This is a genomic window from Pseudomonas sediminis, assembly GCF_002741105.1.
Lineage (GTDB): Bacteria > Pseudomonadota > Gammaproteobacteria > Pseudomonadales > Pseudomonadaceae > Aquipseudomonas > Aquipseudomonas sediminis.
In genome coordinates, this window is record NZ_NIQU01000012.1 from 70,726 (window position 1) to 90,478 (window position 19,753).

Consider the following 19,753-nt stretch of genomic DNA (forward strand, 5'->3'; position numbering starts at 1 on the left):
CTCCGCAGGAAGTAACGTGCCGATGCCAGACAATGCCTCCGCTCCGCTGCCCGATGTGCTCGCCGGCCCGCTGCTGCGCCGCCTGGAGCCCGGCCGCCTGGTACTGTGGCTGGTGGCGAGTCGCGAGCTGAGCCTGCAACTGTGGCTGCAGCCCGAAGGCCAGACGCAGCAGACACATGCACTGGACGAACACTGCCAGCAACTGCCGCTCGGCCGACATGCCGTGCTGCATCTGATCGACCTGCCCCTTGCGCAGGCCCTGCCGCAAGACGTACGCGTCGCCTACGACCTGCAGATCGTCGCTGACGATGATCCGCGAGGCATGCGCGACTGGGCGCCGCACCTGCTCTACGACGGTGCCGAGCATGCCGATTTCGTCCTGCGTTCGCGTGTCGATCAGCTACTCCACGGCTCCTGCCGCAAGCCGCACCACGCCGCCGATGACGGCCTGCTCTGCGCCGACCGCCTGCTGGCCGAGCAGCACGACGCCAACCAGCGCCCAGCCTTGCTGCTGATGAGCGGCGACCAGGTCTATGTCGACGATGTCGCCGGCCCGCTGCTGTGCGCCATCCACCAACTGATCGCCCGCCTCGGCCTGTTCGATGAGTTTCTCGAAGGCGCCGTGGTCGAGGACAGCCAGTCGCTCTACGCCAACCCGGTCGGCTACTACCAGCGCGCCGAACTACTGCCAGCGGTGAAGAGCAACCAGACCCTGCGCGACAAGTTCTTCGGCGGTGTGGAAAAGCCGGTCTTTACCAGCAATAGCGCCGACAACCACCTGGTGACCTTCGCCGAGATGATCGCCATGTACCTGCTGGTCTGGTCGCCGCTACCCTGGACGCTGATCAGCGAACAGCAGCCGCCGCTGGATGAAGAACAACAGCAGCGTTACGCCAACGAGCGCGAGCGTATCGATGCATTCCGCCAGACCCTCGGCCAGGCCGCACGGGTGTTCGCCCACCTGCCGACACTGATGATCTTCGACGACCACGACGTCACCGATGACTGGAACCTCTCCGCACGCTGGGAAGAGACCGCCTATGGCCACCCGTTTTCCAAGCGCATCATCGGCAACGCCCTGCTCACCTATCTGCTGTGCCAGGGCTGGGGCAACAACCCGGATGTGTTCGAGGAGCTGCTGCAGGCATTTCGCGAACTGCTTGAGCAGCGCCAGGACGACCATCTGCAGGCCAAGGCGCAGGACGCGCTGATCGACCAACTGCTGAGCTTCGAGCAGTGGCACTACGTACTGCCGAGCACACCCGCGCTGCTGGTACTGGATACCCGCACGCGGCGTTGGCGCAGTGAAGGGCATCTGTCGAAACCCTCGGGGCTGATGGACTGGGAGGCGTTGTGCGACTTCCAGCAGGCGCTGCTCGATCACCCCAGCTGCATCATCGTTTCAGCGGCGCCGATGTTCGGCGTGAAACTGATCGAGGGCATCCAGAAACTCTTCACCCTCGCCGGCCACCCGCTGATGGTCGACGCAGAAAACTGGATGGCCCACCGCGGCGCGGCCAGCGTGATGATGAACATCTTCCGCCATTCGCGTACGCCAAGGGATTTCGTCATCCTCTCCGGCGACGTGCACTACTCCTTCGTCTACCGCGTGAACATCCGCCACCGGCGCGCCAGCCCGACCATCTGGCAGATCACCAGCAGCGGCATCAAGAACGAATTCCCGGCCGACCTGCTGGACTGGTTCGACCGCCTCAATCGCTGGCTCTACGCGCCCTGGTCGCCGCTCAACTGGCTGACCAAGCGCCGCCGCATGCGCGTCACGCCGCTTATCCCCGACCGCAGCCGCTCGGGTGAACGCCTGTGGAACAGCGCCGGCCTCGGCCAGGTGTTCTTCGACGAACAGGGCCGGCCCAAGCGCATCCTGCAGCTCAACGCAGACGGGTCAAAGCCTGCAGCGTTCATCGCCGAGCGTGAATCAGGCCCGGCGACAGCACCACTGTCCGGGCATTCTGATCGCAGTGCAGTACCGCGAGACGGCGGCACAAGCCACCCGTGAGCCGAGCGCCTACGCCAAATAGCATCAGGGCAAGTACCCGAGGCAGATGACCGGCGAATTGGCGATCGTCGCTCGGAGTGAAAAAAGCAGGCGTTACTGGAGTGATCCGATTTGCCCCATGAACCTTCTCCACTCTCTAATTGGGTTCAAACTGGCGCCACAAGATTTTTTCCAGTTCGGAGATCCCATTGAGCATTTACTCCTGCCTGTTAGAAACGCCATCCGCTCAGGTCTATCAAGCGCTTCGAGTCGGCTCTGGCCTTAGCGCAAAGACCGATGAGGCCGCCGCACGTGGCTTACCTAACAGCCTGTTTGCCGTGCAAATCCTGCATGACGGCCAACCCGTTGGAATGGGCCGCGTGATCGGTGACGGAGGCTGTTTCTTTCAAGTCGTGGACATCGCCGTTCTCAGGGAACATCAGGGCAAAGGGCTCGGCAAGCGCATCATGGGCGAGATTCTGCAGTTCATCGAAACCCATGTGCCGGAAAGTGGCTACGTGAGCCTTATTGCGGATGGGCCAGCACAAGACCTGTACGCGCAATTTGGCTTCGTTCACACCGCGCCGCACTCTGTTGGTATGGCTTACAAACGCCCGAGGCCTGCAGAGAGCTGATGTAAGCGAGAAATGACTCCCATCATCTCTAAGTCGATGACCCGAGCGGAGCACGACTGCCGCCAATTGCTACCGTCCGGGTCATCCCCTGCGCTTCAGCGCAGCTTTTCCAGCATCTGGTAGTACCACATGCCGGCTGCCAGCATCGGGTTGCCGAGCTGGTCGCCCAGCGGCACCTTGATGTGCTTGCAGGCAGCGAAGGTGTCGTACTGCTCCAGATCACCAGTGATCGCCTTGGCCATGATCTCGCCCATGATGTGAGTGGTGGCCACGCCGTGGCCGGAGTAGCCCTGGCAGTACCAGACATTGGACGAGAGCTTGCCCAACTGCGGGATGCGGTTCATCACGATGCCCATGGCGCAGCTCCACTGGTAGTCGATCTGCACGCCCTTGAGCTGCGGGAAGGTGCTCTCGATGCACGGGCGCAGCTCGCCGGCGATATCGCGCGAATCGCGCCCGGAGTAATTGGCGCCGCCGCCGAACAGCAGGCGGCCGTCACCGGTCAGGCGGTAGTAGTCGAGCACGAAGCGGCAGTCGTACACCGCCAGATCCTGCGGGTTGATCTCACGGGCCAGCTCGCCCAGCGGCGCGGTGGTGACGATGCCGCCCATGGCCGGGAAGATCATGCCCTTGAGCTTGCGCCGTTCCAGCTTGTGGTAGACGTCGCCGGCTAGCAGCACCTGTTTGGCCTCGATACGCCCGCCCGTGGTGACCACCGCCGGACGCGGGCCGTGGACGATATCCAGCACCTCGGAATGTTCGAATATCAGCGCGCCCAGACTCTCGGCGGCCTTGGCTTCGCCGAGGCACAGGTTGAGCGGGTGCAGGTGCATGTTGCGGGTGTTCTTCAGCGCGCCGCAGTACAGCTCGCTGCCCAGTTGCGCACGTACGCCAGCCGCATCGAGCAGGGTGACATCGCCGCCCATACCGCGACGCAGCGCTTCGTCGTAGGTGGCCTTGAGCTCGTCCATATGGCTGGCTTTCATCGCCGTATGCAGATGGCCGTGCTTGAGGTCGCAGTCGATGCCGTACTTGGCCACGCGGTTCTTGATGATCTCGTGGCCGCGCCAGCGCAGGTGCCAGATGAAGTCATCCACCTCCTCGCCCAGCGTGTTGCGCATTTGCTTGCGCATGGCCTCGTCGCCGGAGAGGCTACCGGTGACCTGGCCGCCGTTACGCCCGCTGGCGCCCCAGCCGACCTTGTTGGTTTCCACCACGGCGACCTTGAGGCCGCGCTCGGCCAGTTCCACCGCGGTGGCGATGCCGGTGAAACCGCCGCCAATGATGGCCACGTCCACGGTCACGCTGCCCTGCAGTGTCGGGTAGTCGCTCTCGAAATTGAGCGACGCCGAGTAGTAAGACGGCGCGCGCTCGGCGGCGGGTTTGACGGTTTGCTTGATCGCGTTCATTGCATGTCCTTGGGGCGGCTATGCCGCCGTAGGGTGCGCTGTGCGCACCGATGAATCAGTCTTCGCGGCTAAAGCCCCTCCCACAGGGGGCGCCCACAATCTCCGCACTTTGTGGGAGGGGCTTTAGCCGCGACTATTTCAAATAAGGGCCATCAGGCGTTGCTCAGATACCAGCGCCAATCCTGCTCACCGACTTCCCCCATGAACTGGCGATACTCGGCACGCTTGACGGCGAGAAAGACCTTGAGGAATTCGGCACCAAAGGCATCACGCGCCCAGTTGGAGCGCTCCAGTGCCTGGATCGACGCCAGCCACTCGGTCGGCAGCAGAGTCTTGGCCTGGGCATAACCGTTGCCTTCCACCGGCGCGCCTGGGTCGAGACGATCACGAATACCACGGTGAATCCCGGCAAGAATCGCCGCCGCGGCGAGATAGGGGTTGGCATCGGCGCCACAGATACGATGCTCGACATGCCGGGTATTGGCGGGCCCGCCCGGCACGCGCAGGCTGACGGTACGGTTATCCACACCCCAGGTTGGCGCCAGCGGCGCATAGCTGTTGGCCTGAAAACGCCGGTAGGAGTTGGCGTTGGGGCAGAACAGCAGCAGCGAGTCGAGCAGGCTGGCGAGCATACCGCCAACCGCCTGGCGCAGCAGCGGTGTGCCGGCAGGATCTTCGCTGGCGAACAGGTTGTTGTCCTGCGCATCGGCCAGGCTGACGTGCATATGCATGCCGGTGCCGGCCAGATGGTCGAATGGCTTGGCCATGAAGCAGGCCTGCATGCCGTGGCGGTGCGCGACGCCCTTGACCAGGCGCTTGTAGCGCACCGCCTGATCCATCGCCGCCAGCACCGGGCCATGTTCCAGGGTGATTTCCACCTGGCCGGGGGCGTATTCGGAAATCGCCGTGCGCGCGGGAATGCCTTGCGCCTTGCAGGCGGCATAGAGGTCGCGCAGGAAGGGTTCGATCTGTTCCAGCTCGCGCAGGCCGTAGACCTGGGTCTGCCGTGGACGGCCGCCATCGGCGTCCAGCGCCGGCTGTGGGCGCCCCTCGGCATCACGCTTTTGGTCGAGCAGATAGAACTCCAGCTCGCAGGCCATCACCGGGTAATACCCCTCGGCTTCAAGCTGCTCGATCACGCGGATCAGCAACTGACGCGGATCGGCCGGCGTGGCCGGCAGGCCTTCGGTCGGGTGCATCGACACCTGCACGGCGGCGGTGGGCATCTGCCGCCAGGGCAGGCGAACCAGGCTGCCGGGCAGCGGATAGGCGCGGCAATCGATATCGCCCACCTCCCAGACCAGGCCAGAGTCCTCGACATCCTCGCCCTGGATGGACAGGCCGAGCATGGTGCTCGGCAGCGGCCGGCCGCTCTGATACAGCGCCAGCAGTTCCTCGCGGTGCAGCAGCTTGCCGCGCGGCACGCCATTGGCGTCGAGAATGAACAGCTCGATCAGCTCGATATCGGGATTGTTCGCCAGGAAGTCCTGAGCTTCCTGCACGGTGGCGAAAGTCGTCATGTTGCGCTCGCTTGCGCCAGTTCGGCGCTCGGTGTCCGCACGGCCCGTTCGATTCGTGAACAGGTTGCACAGGCAGACAAGGTGATAGCAGCGGCTGCGGGCATGGCGCAGCCATCGGTATTCAGCGGGCGGGGACAACGTCCGGCGGGCGGGCGTGGCGGCAATGCCACAGCGCCCAGAAGGCGAGAATGATCGTCAGCAGCGGGTTTAACCGCTCCAACAAGCGCCGCCGCGCGGGAGCGCGGTACAGCGGAACATGGACTTGGCAGGCCAGGGAGATCATGGTTTGGCAGCGTCGCACAGGGCTTGAGGTGCGTTAAATCGGGTTTTTCATACGCTTGGTTATGCGCCGACTAAACAATCCACTGACGAACCAACACCGCCCCGCAGGGTGCGCCGTGCGCACCTTAAGGTTCCGGCCGGTAGCCCAGACGCAAACCGCCCCAATGCTTGCCCTGCACCATGATCGGCACCGACAGATCGTGCATCAGCTCGCCGGTATCGCGCATGTAGGTCTGCAGCAGCAGCGCCTGCTTGTGGCTGCCGCAGCGGATGCCGGTGCGGTCGTTGAACAGGCGCTTGCCGCGGCTGCGGGTCGCGTCCACCGCCGGGTCGCCGCTGGGCGGATGGTTGAACGCGGCGTTGTGGGTCGCCACGTAGCCTTCCGGGGTGGTGGAAATGGCGAAGACCAGCCCTTCATGGCGCTTGAGCAGCGGCTCCTGCAACGCCGGCAGCACCTGGTCGGCATACTGATCGAAGCGCGTGCGGTACTTCTGTGGCTGGGTGCCGGCGATTGGTTGGTAGCGACGGTCGAACAGATCATCGAGGCTAATGCGACCGGCCTGCAAATCCTGCTCGAACTGCGCCGCAATGGCAGCGGCGCCTTCACGGGCCAGGTCAAAGGCGCGCTGGTGATAATCATCTAGGCCCACTTCGGCGAGCTGCTCGCTGACCGTCTCAGCTTGGCCGACCAACTGTTCAGCCGCGTCGGCCAGTTGCCGCGTCTGCCCTTCGCTGCCCTGCACGTCGTCCTGCAATTGCAGCGCAGCAGCCGACAGGCTGGCCAGACGCTGATGGTTGTCCGCCGTGCCGGCGCTGATCTGCGCCACCTGCTGCTCGACTTCCTCGGCCTGGTCGGCGATACCGTGCAGGCGGCTACCGGCTGTCTCTATCTGCTGCGCCGCCTGCTCCAGCTCGACGCTCTGACGCTGGATATGCGCAACCACCGCCGTACTCTGCTGGCGAATGTCGGCGATCATCTGGCTGACTTCCTCGGTGGCACTGGCGGTGCGCGCAGCGAGGTTGCGCACCTCGTCGGCGACCACGGCAAAGCCCCGGCCCATCTCACCAGCACGGGCGGCCTCGATGGCCGCGTTGAGCGCCAGCAGGTTGGTCTGGCTGGCGATGGACTGGATGACCTGGGTGACCTGCTCGATCTGCTCGGTACGGCTGCCCAGGCCATCGATCAGCTCGCGGCTGGCCAGGGTCTGCGCGCTGAGTTGCTGCATGCGTTCGATGGCCTGATTGAGTTCGGCCTGACCGTTAGCGCTGGCCTCACGCACATGTCGGGCCGCGCTCAAGGTGTGCTCGGCGCGGGCGGCGCTGTCCTGCTCGGTATGGGTGATGGCCTCGGCGGCCTGGCTGACCTGCTGCACCGCCGTCAGCTGCGATTGCAGACGACCGGCCAGGTGCTTGACCGCATGGGCCACCTTGGCTGCGGATAGCGCGTTGTGACAGGTATGGCGTGACAGCCCGCGGCTGAGCTCGACGAAGTCAGCGCTGGCGACCTGCTGCGTGGCGGGCGAACCGTCGTCGCGGCGCTGCCATGGCCCCAGCCAGGGCCACAGCGCCAGCAGCAGGAAAGACAACACGCTGACATAGGGCGGTAGCTGCACCTGCTGGTAGACCAGCATCAACGCAGCCAGCCCCAGGGCGTGGAGAAGACAGGCAACAGGTGAACGGACAAAGGCAGCTTGCATGACCGACCTCAGAGTTCTTGTTCTGGTGCGCGGCGAGGCGCTGTAGGCGGACGGGGTCACGGCGGGTTCTCTCCTTGAATATCCCACGCAACCTGGGCAGCAGGCTACGCGTAAGACAGGCCCGACGAAAAATAAGCGTGTGCAGGTCGGGCACCATGACCGGGATTCGAGCAGCTTGGAAGCACCAGCACCATAAAACTTTGGTAGCACACTGCCATGAATTTAGACGGTCAGGCCCGCGGCAGGCTGATCGAAAAGGCCTCCAGAGCAACCCTTGCCAGGAGCACATCTACTGTATCGACGCTTAACCCGGTGACATTAGCGAACGGCGGCAAGAGCACTGCGCCTCGGCTTCCATGGCCGGCTAGCCCACCATGCGATGGCGTTTCACGAAACGCCGGTCCAGCCAGTCCTTGCAATGACCGTACAGCTGCCCGCCGGCACTCCAGTCGTGCCACCCCAGCAGCGCCCCGCCGTCGCCAGTGGCGAGCAGAGCCAGGCTCTGCCACTGCGCGCGATACGGGCGCAGCGGGCGCCCCTGCAGCGCGGCCTGCAGATTGAAGCTCAGTACCGGTGCCTGGCGCACCGCGAAACGGCCGCTGCGGCGCATGCCATCGAGGCTGGCGCTGTCGCCGACGGCGAAGATCTGCGCGTGGGACTCGCACTGCAGGGTCGGACGAATGGCGATGAAGCCGGCGGCGTCGCTGGCCAGCTGGCTCGCCGTCAGCCATGGCCATGGGCGTGCACCACTGGCCAGTAACAGGCGCCGTCCACGCCACACCGGTTCATCGCCGCTGAGCAGCCAGTCGTCTTCGATGCGGCCGATCGGGCAATGCTCGCGCACCTGCACGCCGCGCTGGCGCAAGTGCCCCAGCGCGCGCAGGCGCAGCCCGGGGGCCAGTCCGTCGAGCAACGATCCGCCACAGAACAGCGCCAGCGCCGGCACCTTGTCGGCCAGGGCCAGAGCCAGCTCTACGCCACCGGCGCCACCACCGAGAATCGCCATGCGGCGTGGCTCGGCCTGCCACTGCTGCCAGCCTTCGAGCAGCCGCTCGATGGGTCTGGCAGCCAGCACCTGCATGCCATCGCCCTGCTGCGGAGGAATGGCCATACCGGCACCGACGTTGAGCGACAACCACTCGCTCTGAAGGCTACGACCATCGCCGAGTTGCAGGATGCGCGCATCGGCATCGAGCGCAGCGATCTCGCCCTCGATCAGGTCTACCTTGGCCGCGCGGCACAGTGGCTGCAGCTCCACGCGGCAATCTGCCGGGCTGAAACGGCCACTGATCAGCCCCGGCAGCATGCCGGCGTACCAGGCTTCCGGGCCCGGGCTGAGCAAGGCGATACGGCCTGGCGGGCGCTCCACCAACGCCCAGCGGCGCAACACACCAAGGTGGGCATGGCCGGCCCCGGCCAGAATCAGGTCGTACTGGGTCATGCGTTAATTGCATCCGTCGCGGTACTGGCTCGGCACTTGGCCGGCACAGCGTTTGAAAGCTCGATAGTCCAATTCATGCTCGTGCAGCAGGGCAGACCATTCTGCGGGCTCTGACGCCTGCCACGACACAGCAAAGTCACACTCGGGCAAAGAGAGTGTCGTTACACCTGCGTAACCGCAACCGTTGACCGCAAGAAACTTGTGACGTGCTGTAAGCCGTCATTCGTCGCGCGATCCAGACGGATGAGACTCGCAGCGCAATCATCACGCCAGTAGTCGGCTAGAATCCACATGCGCCCGACCGCTCCTCAGACAGAACAGTGTCCATCGGACTTCGGCGCCCTCGTAGTAGCCATGAGGCGCCCTGGATGCTCCGCCCGTTTCGCTCACTGCTATTGCTGCTCTGCCTGGCCTGCGTCATACCGGCCTGGGCGGATAGCGCGCTGCCGTTGCTCAAGCTCAGTGCCGCCGATCTGGTATCGCCAGTGAGCATCGAGCGCAGTGTGCTGCTGGAAGACCCCAGCGGCCATTTGACCGCCAGCGAAGTGCTGCAGCGCATCGGCGAGGAAGGCCAAGAGGTGCACGGCACTGCGCGCATCGGCTACACCCGCAGCGCCTGGTGGCTTGCCGTGCAGTTGCAGACACCGCCGGCAGAACGCTTGCAACTGATCATTGGCCAGACCTTCCTCGATGACCTGGAGATATGGCTGTTCGACGGCGACACGCCGCTCGGCCCGCTGTACAGCGGCGCAAAACGTCCGTTCGCCCAGCGTGGCGAGCCCTACCCCCAATTCCTGCTCAACCTGCCGCGCCTGGGCGAAGGCCCTCACAGCCTGCTGCTGCGCGTAGAGAGTCATTCGGCGATCAACCTGCCGCTGCAGGTAGTCGGTGCCGCGCAGGGCCAACAACTGATCGCCTACAGCTGGCTGCAGAGCGGCCTGCTGATCGGTGCACTGCTCGCCCTGGCGCTGTTCTATCTGGTCAAGTACAGCACCCTGCGCGAAGCGCAACTGGCCTACTTCAGCCTCACCTCGTTGTGTGTGGCGCTGTACAACGCCAGCCTGTACAACCTGGCAGGCCTGCTCTGGCCGCAGTGGTCGCTGCTGCCCAAGTTGCTGGTCAACCTGCCCACCGCCGGGATGATGATCTTCAGCTCGCTGTTCATCGCCAGTGCTCTGGGCCTGCACCTGGGCCGTTTGCGCTGGCTGCGCGACGCCTTGTTCGCAGCCACCTTGCTGGTCAGTATGGGCGGCGTCTTCGTCGACCACCCCCACGCCTATCAGACCCTCAACCTGCTGACCCTGGCCACCGGGCTGTACCAACTGCTGCTGATGGTGCTTGGCGTCCATCAGCGCCGCCCCTACGCCCCCGGATACATGCTGTGCTGGAGCGCGGCGCTGGTGCTGATGCTGCTGGTGCCGCTGAGCCGTGCCGGGCTGATTCCGCTGCCTGCCGGCTTTTATGCGTTGTATGCCTACCTGCCGGCGCTGAGCATGCTGCTGTTCGGCGCCCTGCTCGACAAGCAGCTGGAACGCGTACGCCGCGTGCTGCTGAGCAGCCAGGAACAGGCCATCGACAATCTGGAGCAGTACCAGGCGCTGTTCCGCCACAGCGGCGAAGGCATCTTCCGCTGCCAGCGCGACGGCCAGTTGCTGGAAGCCAACCCGAGCCTGGCGCGCCTACTTGGCAGCGAGACCCTGCCGGACGATCTCAGCCAGCTGTCCCTGCAGAGCCTGGTAGGGGAAACCCAGTGGCGCTGGTTGCTGCTGCAACTCGACGTGCAGGCCGGCGCGGTCAGTTGCGAATGCCAGCTGTACGACCTCGAGCAGCGCCCCCGCTGGGTCTACCTGTCGCTGCACCTGCGCCCGCATCAGGAGTCCATCGAAGGCATCGTGGTCGACCTCAGCGAGCGCCGGGCGCTGGAAGAACGCCTGCAACAGTTGGCCGCCCACGATGCCCTGACCGGCCTGCTGAATCGTCGCGAGCTGGAAAGACTGCTTTCGGAAACTCTCAGCGGCGCAGCCAAACGGCGCTTCAGCCACCTGCTGCTGCTGGGGCTGGATCGCTTCAAGCAGGTCAACGACCTGTTCGGCCATTCGGCCGGCGACCAGTTGCTGAAACAGCTGGCCGGCCAGTTGCTGCACCAGCTCCCGCGCCATGCCGAGCTGGCCCGCGTTGGCGGCGACGAGTTCGCCATTCTCCTGCGAGAAGTCGATGACGACGCAGCGCTGAGCCAGGCTGAGCAGTTGCGCCGCGCCGTCGAGCAGTTCGTCTTCACCTGGCAGGGACGACCCTTCCGCCTGCACGCCAGCATCGGCATGCTCGCGCTCAGCTCCGGCGTGCGCGACTGGGAAACCGCGCTGAACTGGGCCAGCAGCGCCAGCCAATTGGCCAAGCATCAGGGCCGCAACCGTGTGCAGCAGTTCAACCCGGCCGACGGCGCCTTGCTCGAACATCAACGCCAACTGCAGTGGATCACACGCCTGCGCGAGGCCACCGAGCGCGGTCATTTCGAGCTGTTCTTCCAACCGGTGCAGGCGCTGCAGAATGCGGCCAGCGGCCTGCACTATGAAGTGCTGCTACGTTACCGCGACCCACAGAGTGGCGAGTGGATCAGCCCGGCGCAGTTTCTCGACGCGGCGGCGCGCTACGATTTTCTCGGCGCAATCGACCGCTGGGTCGTCCAGCATCTGTGTGCCTGGCTGGCAGCCAACCCACGGCACCTGGCGCAACTGGCCCAGGTCAACGTCAACCTCAGCGCCAGCTCGCTGCTCGACTGCACCTTCCATCGCCTGCTGCAGGACGAGCTGCAGCACCACGGCTTGCCGCCCGGCAAACTGTGTATCGAGGTGACGGAAATGGTCGCCCTGGGTGAGTTGGGCGTCTCCGCGCAGTGGATCGAGGAGCTACGCAGCAAGGGGCTGAAAGTCGCCCTGGACGACTTTGGCAGCGGCTTCGCTTCCTATGCTTACCTGCGTCACCTGCCGCTGGATATTCTCAAGATCGACGGCAGCTTCATCAGTGGCATCGAGAACGATCCGATCAATCAGGCCATGGTCGGCTCCATGCGCCAGATCGCCGGACAACTGGGCCTGCTCACCGTCGCCGAATTCGTCGAGACTCAGGCCAGCCTGGACTGCCTGCGCCGCCTGGGCATCGACTACGCTCAGGGCTACTTCGTTGGTCGCCCGCAACCCTTGCGGCAACTGGCCGACGATGCGCGTCGCCACGGCACTCAGGAAGCCTGATAGAGCGCCGCCGGCAGGCGCTCGAGCAGCGCCGGATCCAAACGCAACATGCGCACGCAACGCGCCTCGACCAGGCTTTTAGGTGCCTCGTTGGCCGGTAACGCCAGCAGCAGGCCGCTAAGGTTGAGCACCAGTGCCTCACGCGAGAACACACCACTGCCCAGGCCGTAGAACGCCGCAATCAGCTCGCGCAGACCGAAGGGCAGGCGCCAGCGGATACGCAAGGCCGAGCCGAAGCTCGCCGAGCGGCGCTGCATCGCATCGGCGATCTGCGCATCGCTCAACTCACCGCCAGCTTCCTGCCAGTCCTGCAGGCTGCGCAGCAGCGCCAGCTCCCCCAGGTTGTGCAACAGGCCGGCGGTGTAGCACAACTCGGCATCCAGCTTCAGCTCCAACGCCAGCCAACGCGCCAGCTCGGCACTGCGTCGTGCCTGTTGCCAGGTGTGGCTGGCCAGCTCGGCCAGGCGCGGGTCACGCAACTGGGCGTTGCGCTGCACCGCCAGGCCGAGCACCAGGTTCAGCGTGCGCGCCACGCCCAAACGATGCAGTGCCTGGGCCAGGGTATGACAAGGCACGCCCTGATGCTGCGCGGCGGTGCTGGCGGCGGCGATCAGCAAGGCGGTGATCTGCGGATCACTGCCGAACACGGCCTCCAACTCGCCGAGGTCCTGCTCGCCGCTCTGCAACCCCTGGCTCACGGCATTGCGCACATCGCTGAGCAAGGGCGCACCCTGCCCCTCTTCGCGCACCGTATCGAGAAAGTCGCGCAGGTCGCTGACCAGCAACGGCTGACGCACCACTACCGCTGCCACTGGTGAGGGCAGTAGTGCCAGCAGGCGCTGACGCAGGCTTTCAGCATTGAAGGGTTTGCCCAGGTAAGCACTGGGCGCCAGTGGCCTTGCGGCCCGCACGCTGCTGGCATCCAGACGGCCGCTGATCAGTACGAACGGCAGCGCCGGTGTCCGTGGATGCCGACGCAGCTGTCGCAGCAACTCCAGACCATCGAGCCCCGGCAACTCGCCATCGGCGATAACCAGATCAGGCAGGCGACGTTTACAGCGCGCCAGTGCTGCCTGGCCATCGCTGAACTGCAGCACGTGGGCATCACTGCGCACGTCGAGCACCAACTGCTGCAACAGGTTGGACGTCCAGGGGTCAGCCTCGGCGATCAGAACTTCCACACGGTGAGCTGAAGCGGTCATGCGAGCCTCTGGACGATAGCGAAGGGGGAGCGCTTGCGCCGGCACTCCGTGCGAACCTGAGAAGTAGGTCAACTCCATGGTAACGGCGCAGTCTAAACCGCAGCTTTACGAGAAGTCAGCCGGCATTGGCCGGCTGCCCTGAAAATGGCTCAACGACAAAAACCTCAGGCATAAAAAAGCCCGCCGAAAGGCGGGCTTCTTCGTCAGGCAGCCGATCAATTACTTGATCTTGGCTTCCTTGTACATCACGTGCTTGCGTACGACCGGATCGAATTTCTTGATTTCGATCTTGTCAGGGGTGGTGCGCTTGTTCTTGTCGGTGGTGTAGAAGTGGCCGGTACCGGCGCTGGACACCAAACGGATCAGTTCACGCATGACTCTCTCCTTAAACCTTTTCGCCGCGAGCGCGCAGCTCGGACAGCACTACATCGATGCCACGCTTGTCGATAACACGCATGCCTTTGGCAGATACGCGCAGACGCACGAAGCGCTTCTCGGACTCGACCCAGAAGCGATGGTGCTGCAGGTTCGGCAGGAAACGACGACGGGTTTTGTTGTTTGCGTGGGAAATGTTGTTCCCGGTTACCGGACCCTTACCGGTAACTTGACAGACTCTCGACATGCCTCAGCCCTCTAAAACCACATGCCCAACCCGGCATGGGTTGGCCGCTTAAACTCAATGTCATTGGCGCTCGGCGCCGCGTTTCTCGAGGGTCTTACCGGGCGCACTGGATAGCGCAAGAACCGGGCCCCTAGAAAAGAGCGCTGCTTTATACCAGAAAGCCCTGGGAGCAACAAGGAAAACTGCAGGATAAAACACAACCCCGGGTCAGCAGACCCGCCGGGGGCCGGCCCGTTGGGGCCTGATCAAGATTTGACCGCTCGTCGCCTCGATCAGGTATTCAGCGCCCGGCAAATCGACTAGGGTTGCAAGCTTGCCGTCAACGCCAGGAATGAGGACCTCACCATGCGCCTGTTGCTCGCTGCTCTACTGTGCACCCCGATCCTGACCCAGGCTGCCACCCTCAGCATATGCACCGAAGCCAGCCCTGAGGGTTTCGACGTGGTGCAGTACAACTCGCTGACCACTACCAATGCCTCGGCAGACATGCTGATGAACCGCCTGGTCGAATTCGACGCCGAGCAAGGCAAGCTACTGCCGAGCCTGGCGCGCAGCTGGTCGATCTCCGCCGACGGCCTGGTCTACGACTTCACGCTGCGCGACGACGTGCAATTTCACCACAGCACCGACTTCACGCCCAGCCGCCACCTCGATTCTCAGGACGTGCTATTCAGCTTCCAGCGCATGCTCGACGAGCAGCACCCCTGGCATGCGGTGTCTGCCAGCGGTTACCCACACGCCCAGTCGATGCAGTGGCCCAGCCTGATCGCCAAGGTCGAGGCGCCGGATGCCCATAGCGTGCGCATTACCCTGAATCGCCGCGACGCCACCTTCCTCGCCACCCTGAGCATGGGCTTCGCCTCGATCTATTCCGCCGAATACGCCGACAAGCTGATGGCCGCCGGCACCCCGCAGAAGCTCAATAGCGCGCCGGTGGGCAGCGGTCCGTTCGTCTTCGAGCGTTTCCAGAAAGATGCCGTGGTGCGCTACCGCGCCAACCCGGACTACTTCGCTGGCAAACCGGGCGTGGATCGAGTGATCTTCGCCATCACCCCGGATAGCAACGTGCGCCTGCAGAAGCTGCGCCGCGGCGAATGCCAGATTGCCCTGTCACCGAAACCGCAGGACGTGCAGGCCATCGCTGGCGACACCAAGCTGAAAAGCGCACAGACCGCCGCCTTCATGACCGCCTTCGTCGGCATCAACAGCCAGCATGCGCCGCTGGACAAGCCGCAGGTGCGCCAGGCGATCAACCTGGCGTTCGACAAGGCCAGCTACGTCAAGGCCGTGTTCGAAGGCAGCGCCGAGCCCGCCAACGGCCCCTACCCACCAAACACCTGGAGTTACGCCAGCGAACTGCCCGGCTACGCGCACGAGCCGGCAAAAGCACGCGCCTTGCTGACCGAAGCAGGCCTGGCTGATGGTTTCAAGACCACCATCTGGACGCGCCCCAGCGGCAGCCTGCTCAACCCCAACCCGAGCCTCGGCGCGCAACTGCTGCAGGCAGACCTGGCCAAGGTCGGCATCGACGCTGAAATCCGCGTGATCGAGTGGGGCGAACTGATCCGCCGCGCCAAGGCTGGCGAACACGACCTGCTATTCATGGGCTGGGCGGGCGACAACGGCGACCCGGACAACTTCCTCACTCCGCAGTTTTCCTGCGCTTCGGTCGAGTCAGGCCTGAACTTCGCCCGTTTTTGCGATGAGGCGCTGGACAAGCTGATCGCTGATGGCAAAACCAGCAGCGATCAGAGCGAGCGCAGCCGCCTCTATCACCAGGCGCAGCAGATCATTCAGGAGCAGGCGCTGTGGCTACCGCTGGCCCACCCCACCGCCTTCGCCCTGCTCAGCGAGAAGGTGCAGGGTTACAAGGTCAGCCCGTTCGGCCGACAGGATTTCGCCTCGGTGCAGATCGCACCATAAGGCGCCATCGTGGTGGGCTGAAGCCCACCCTACACCCGAACCAGCTACATCCAGCCCAGCTCGGCCATCGACAGCGGTTCACCATCGCCAACGATGAAGTGGTCGAGCACGCGCACCTCGACCAGCGCCAGAGCATCCTTGAGCCGCTGGGTCAGTACGCGGTCGGCCTGACTGGGCTCCGACACGCCCGATGGGTGGTTATGGGTAAGGATTACGGCAGCAGCATTGTTGGCCAGCGCCCGCTTGACCACCTGCCTGGGATAAACGCTGGCACTGTCGATACTGCCGCGAAACAGCACCTCGAACGCCAACACCCGATGCTTGGCATCGAGGAACAAGCAGCCGAATACCTCGTGCGGTTCGTGACGCAGCTGCGCCTTGAGGTAATCGCGCACGGCCTGCGGGCTTTCCAGCGCTGAATCACGACGCAGGCGTTCGGCCAGATGGCGCCGCGACATCTCCAGCACTGCCTGTAGCTGTGCGTACTTAGCCGGCCCCAGACCAAGGTGTTGGCTGAACCCAGCCAAATCGGCTTCGAGCAGCGCTCTCAGGCTGCCGAACTCGCTCAGCAGATAGCGCGCCAGGTCCACCGCACTCTTGCCGGTCACTCCGGTACGCAGAAAGATCGCCAACAGTTCGGCGTCGGTCAGTGACGCCGCGCCCTGCTCCAGCAATTTCTCCCGCGGGCGCTCTGCCGCGGGCCAATCACGAATGCTCATGTACACCTCCCTGTACGGCACCTCTAAAAACTACCTGCGTTGCCATCACTGCGTTAAAAACAAGCTCGTGCGCGAGTCCGATCAAAATGTTCACTTACAGCACGTAAACTCCGCTTTCTCGCTTGTTTTTGCCTTGTGCTGGCTGCCTCGCCTACGTTTTTCAGAGGTGCCTCATCTAGCCAGGCGCCCGCTGTTCCGCTGCGGGCGCTGTGCTATCGTAGCCCATCTTTTTACACGGGGCCGGCCTGGGGAGGCGTTGGTCACGTGGCGCACATCCACCGGTTTATAAAAGGCAAGCCTATGCAGCGGCTGTATCGCAAACGCATCATCGTCGGCGTCGGGGGCGGTATTGCTGCCTACAAGAGCGCCGAACTGGTTCGCCGACTCAAGGATCAAGGCGCCGAAGTCCGTGTGGTGATGACCCAGGGCGGGCGCGAGTTCATCACCCCGCTGACCCTGCAGGCCCTGTCCGGCCACCCTGTGCACCTCGACCTGCTCGACCCCGCTGCCGAAGCCGCGATGGGCCATATCGAGCTGGCGCGCTGGGCCGATCTAATTCTCATAGCTCCAGCCACCGCCGACCTCATCGCACGGCTGGCCCAGGGCGTAGCCAACGACTTGCTGACCACGCTGGTGCTGGCTACCGATGCGCCGATTGCCCTGGCTCCGGCGATGAACCAGGCCATGTGGCGCGACGCCGCCACCCAGGCCAACCTGGAACTACTGCAAAATCGCGGCATGCGCCTGTTCGGCCCGGCCTCAGGCAGCCAGGCCTGCGGTGATGTCGGCCTCGGCCGCATGCTCGAACCCACCGATCTCGCCCAATTGGCCGCCGACTGCTTCCAGCGCCAGGCACTGGACGGCCTGCACATATTGATCACCGCCGGCCCGACCCAGGAAAACATCGACCCGGTGCGCTACATCACCAACCACAGCTCCGGCAAGATGGGCTTCGCCCTGGCCGAAGCCGCCGCCGAAGCCGGTGCCCGCGTGACCCTGGTCAGCGGCCCGGTGCACCTGCCAACGCCGGATCGCGTCAGCCGCATCGACGTGGTCAGCGCCCGCGACATGCTCGCCGCCTGCGAAGCCGCCATGCCCTGCGACGTGCTGATCGCCGCTGCTGCCGTGGCCGACTACCGCCCGGAAGTGGTCGCCCAGCACAAATTGAAGAAAGACCCCACCAGCGGCGAAGGGATGCTCCTGCAAATGGTGCGCAACCCAGATATCCTCGCCACCATCGCCAGCCGCGAGGACCGCCCCTTCAGCGTGGGATTCGCCGCCGAGACCGAGAACCTGCTCGAATACGCCTCGCGCAAGCTGCGCGACAAGAATCTCGACCTGATCGTCGCCAATGATGTGGCCAACCCCAGCATCGGCTTCAATAGTGAAGAGAACGCCATCACCGTGATCGACCGTGGGCTGCAGCCAACCAGCTTCGCCCAGACCAGCAAGGGCAAGATCGCCCGCCAGTTGATCACCCTTATCGCCGAACGACTGAACAAGAACTGACCATGCACGCTCTGCAAGCCAAGATCCTCGATCCCCGCCTCGGCCAGGAATTCCCGCTGCCGCAATACGCCACGCCGGGCTCCGCCGGCCTCGACCTGCGCGCCATGCTCAAGGAGGAGATCGTCCTCGAGCCAGGCCAGACCGTGCTGATTCCCACCGGCCTGTCGATCTACATAGGCGACCCAGGCCTGGCCGCGATGATCCTGCCGCGTTCGGGCCTCGGCCACAAACACGGCATCGTGCTCGGCAACCTGGTCGGCCTGATCGACTCGGACTACCAGGGCGAGCTGATGGTGTCGTGCTGGAACCGCGGCCAGACGCCGTTCACCATCGCCATCGGCGAGCGCATCGCGCAGTTGGTGCTGGTACCGGTGGTGCAGGCGCATTTCGAGCTGGTCGAGCAGTTCGACGAGACCCAACGTGGTGCTGGCGGCTTCGGCCACTCCGGTAGCCACTGATTCACACCCCACAGGACGACCTGCCGAGGAGCACCCACGTGAAACTCTTCAAGCGTACTGCCAAGGAAGCCGACACGGCTGCCAGCCTGGTGCCGAGCAAGCCCAAGAGCAAGACGGCGAAGCCCTCGCCGGGCGTGCTGCTACCCGGCCTACTGGCTGCCCTGATCGGCGGGGCCGCAGGCGCCGCGCTGTTGTGGTTTGCCGACAACAGCAGCAGTCAGGCACGCCAGGCAGAGCTGGTGCAGGCCATCGGCACCAGCCAGGCCGCTGCCGTGCAGCAGGCGCTCAAGCAATTGCAGGCCGACAGCCTCGCCGCGGCTCGTAACCCTGAGCTGTTGCAAGCACTGCAGAGCGGCGACAACCTGCGGGTCAGCGAAGCCGAACGGCGCCTGGGCTACTGGGACGGCGTGATCGATGCCCACCTTAATCGCCGCGGCGAAGCGGTACAGAACACCTCCCGTGCCGCGCCGATGAACTTCGCCGGTCTGGATATGCTGCGCCGCACTGAAAGCGGTCAGCAAGCCGCCACCGAAGCCTATCGTGTGGGTGAGCGCTGGCTGGCCTATAGCGCCGTGGCGCTGCGCCTGAGTGAGAGCCAGCCGGCCCAAGGTACGCTGCTGCTGGCCTTCGACCTGCAGCGCGTACTCGCAGCTGTGCCAGCGCTACCCGCCGAGTATGGCCAGGTGCAGCTGGTGCAGCAGTTCGCCAACACGCCGGCACAGGTGCTCCTACAGCGCGGCCAGGCAGGCGACGCTGCCGCTGCGCAGACCTTCTCTACCGGTAACCCTTACTGGAAGATCAGCTTCACCCCCGGCCCCAGCCTGACGCAAGGCAGCATCGCTCCGGCAATGCTCGGCCTCGCGTTCCTGCTCGCAGTGGGCGGCGCCCTGATCGGCATGATTCTGGTTCAGGGCGCGCTGCAGCGGCGCGTCAATCTCGACGCCCAGCAGCTTGGGCAAATGCTCAAAGAACTCTCTGCGGGTAAGAACGTCAAAGCCTTCAGCCTCAGCATTCCGGCGCTCGATGCGCTGGCCCAAAGCCTGGCACGATTACCGCGCCGCAGTAGCGCTGAAGGCAGCAGTACCCCCGCTA

14 protein-coding genes are annotated in these 19,753 nt (G+C 64.4%); 6 read left to right on the forward strand and 8 right to left on the reverse strand.

Translation table 11 applies throughout. The features are described 5' to 3' along the window. Positions 1-22: 22 nt before the first annotated feature. Positions 23-2,017 carry a metallophosphoesterase family protein gene (locus CDO35_RS21960; RefSeq protein WP_099526699.1) on the forward strand — a complete coding sequence of 665 codons (1,995 nt, stop codon included), beginning with the start codon at positions 23-25 and terminating at the stop codon, positions 2,015-2,017. Positions 2,018-2,205: 188 nt separating this feature from the next. Next, positions 2,206-2,631, forward strand: coding sequence for a GNAT family N-acetyltransferase (locus CDO35_RS21965; RefSeq protein ID WP_099526700.1), 426 nt, complete (start codon positions 2,206-2,208; stop codon positions 2,629-2,631). A gap of 95 nt (positions 2,632-2,726) precedes the next feature. Here CDO35_RS21965 and CDO35_RS21970 read toward each other — a convergent pair whose 3' ends face one another. From CDO35_RS21970 to CDO35_RS21985, 4 genes are all read right to left on the reverse strand, one after another. Then, positions 2,727-4,040, reverse strand: coding sequence for an NAD(P)/FAD-dependent oxidoreductase (locus tag CDO35_RS21970; protein ID WP_099526701.1), 1,314 nt, complete (start codon positions 4,038-4,040; stop codon positions 2,727-2,729). A gap of 152 nt (positions 4,041-4,192) precedes the next feature. After that, positions 4,193-5,560: a glutamine synthetase family protein gene (locus CDO35_RS21975; RefSeq protein ID WP_099526702.1), complete on the reverse strand. Its 1,368-nt coding sequence runs from the start codon at positions 5,558-5,560 to the stop codon at positions 4,193-4,195. A 407-nt stretch (positions 5,561-5,967) separates the two neighbouring features. Next, positions 5,968-7,539 carry a methyl-accepting chemotaxis protein gene (locus CDO35_RS21980; protein WP_208019984.1) on the reverse strand — a complete coding sequence of 524 codons (1,572 nt, stop codon included), beginning with the start codon at positions 7,537-7,539 and terminating at the stop codon, positions 5,968-5,970. Between the two features lie 364 nt (positions 7,540-7,903). After that, positions 7,904-8,980 carry an FAD-dependent oxidoreductase gene (locus tag CDO35_RS21985; protein WP_099526704.1) on the reverse strand — a complete coding sequence of 359 codons (1,077 nt, stop codon included), beginning with the start codon at positions 8,978-8,980 and terminating at the stop codon, positions 7,904-7,906. A gap of 368 nt (positions 8,981-9,348) precedes the next feature. On the opposite strand from CDO35_RS21985, the gene CDO35_RS21990 reads away from it, so the two are divergent. Then, a complete protein-coding gene (locus CDO35_RS21990; RefSeq protein WP_099526705.1) occupies positions 9,349-12,228 on the forward strand; it encodes an EAL domain-containing protein in 2,880 nt (959 codons plus the stop codon). Here the strand turns inward: CDO35_RS21990 and CDO35_RS21995 are convergent. The 3 genes from CDO35_RS21995 to rpmB all read right to left on the reverse strand — a co-directional run bounded on the left by CDO35_RS21995 (position 12,216) and on the right by rpmB (position 14,052). Continuing rightward, positions 12,216-13,430 carry an HDOD domain-containing protein gene (locus CDO35_RS21995; RefSeq protein WP_099526706.1) on the reverse strand — a complete coding sequence of 405 codons (1,215 nt, stop codon included), beginning with the start codon at positions 13,428-13,430 and terminating at the stop codon, positions 12,216-12,218. The genes CDO35_RS21990 and CDO35_RS21995 overlap by 13 nt on opposite strands. Before the next feature lie 219 nt (positions 13,431-13,649). After that, positions 13,650-13,805: a 50S ribosomal protein L33 gene (gene rpmG, locus CDO35_RS22000; RefSeq protein ID WP_003464575.1), complete on the reverse strand. Its 156-nt coding sequence runs from the start codon at positions 13,803-13,805 to the stop codon at positions 13,650-13,652. Between the two features lie 10 nt (positions 13,806-13,815). Then, complete coding sequence (gene rpmB, locus CDO35_RS22005) at positions 13,816-14,052, reverse strand: 50S ribosomal protein L28 (RefSeq protein ID WP_016495372.1); 237 nt, start codon at positions 14,050-14,052, stop codon at positions 13,816-13,818. 345 nt (positions 14,053-14,397) lie between these two features. Between rpmB and CDO35_RS22010 the strand changes: the two genes are divergently transcribed. Further along, on the forward strand, positions 14,398-15,975 hold the full coding sequence (locus CDO35_RS22010) for an ABC transporter substrate-binding protein (RefSeq protein ID WP_099526707.1): 1,578 nt from the start codon (positions 14,398-14,400) through the stop codon (positions 15,973-15,975). 44 nt (positions 15,976-16,019) lie between these two features. Here CDO35_RS22010 and radC read toward each other — a convergent pair whose 3' ends face one another. Then, on the reverse strand, positions 16,020-16,694 hold the full coding sequence (gene radC / locus CDO35_RS22015; RefSeq protein ID WP_075750716.1) for a RadC family protein: 675 nt from the start codon (positions 16,692-16,694) through the stop codon (positions 16,020-16,022). 300 nt (positions 16,695-16,994) lie between these two features. Between radC and coaBC the strand changes: the two genes are divergently transcribed. Continuing rightward, positions 16,995-18,203 carry a bifunctional phosphopantothenoylcysteine decarboxylase/phosphopantothenate--cysteine ligase CoaBC gene (coaBC, locus tag CDO35_RS22020; protein ID WP_099526708.1) on the forward strand — a complete coding sequence of 403 codons (1,209 nt, stop codon included), beginning with the start codon at positions 16,995-16,997 and terminating at the stop codon, positions 18,201-18,203. Positions 18,204-18,205: 2 nt separating this feature from the next. Beyond that, on the forward strand, positions 18,206-18,661 hold the full coding sequence (gene dut / locus CDO35_RS22025) for a dUTP diphosphatase (RefSeq protein WP_074682220.1): 456 nt from the start codon (positions 18,206-18,208) through the stop codon (positions 18,659-18,661). The last annotated feature ends 1,092 nt before the right edge of the window (positions 18,662-19,753 follow it).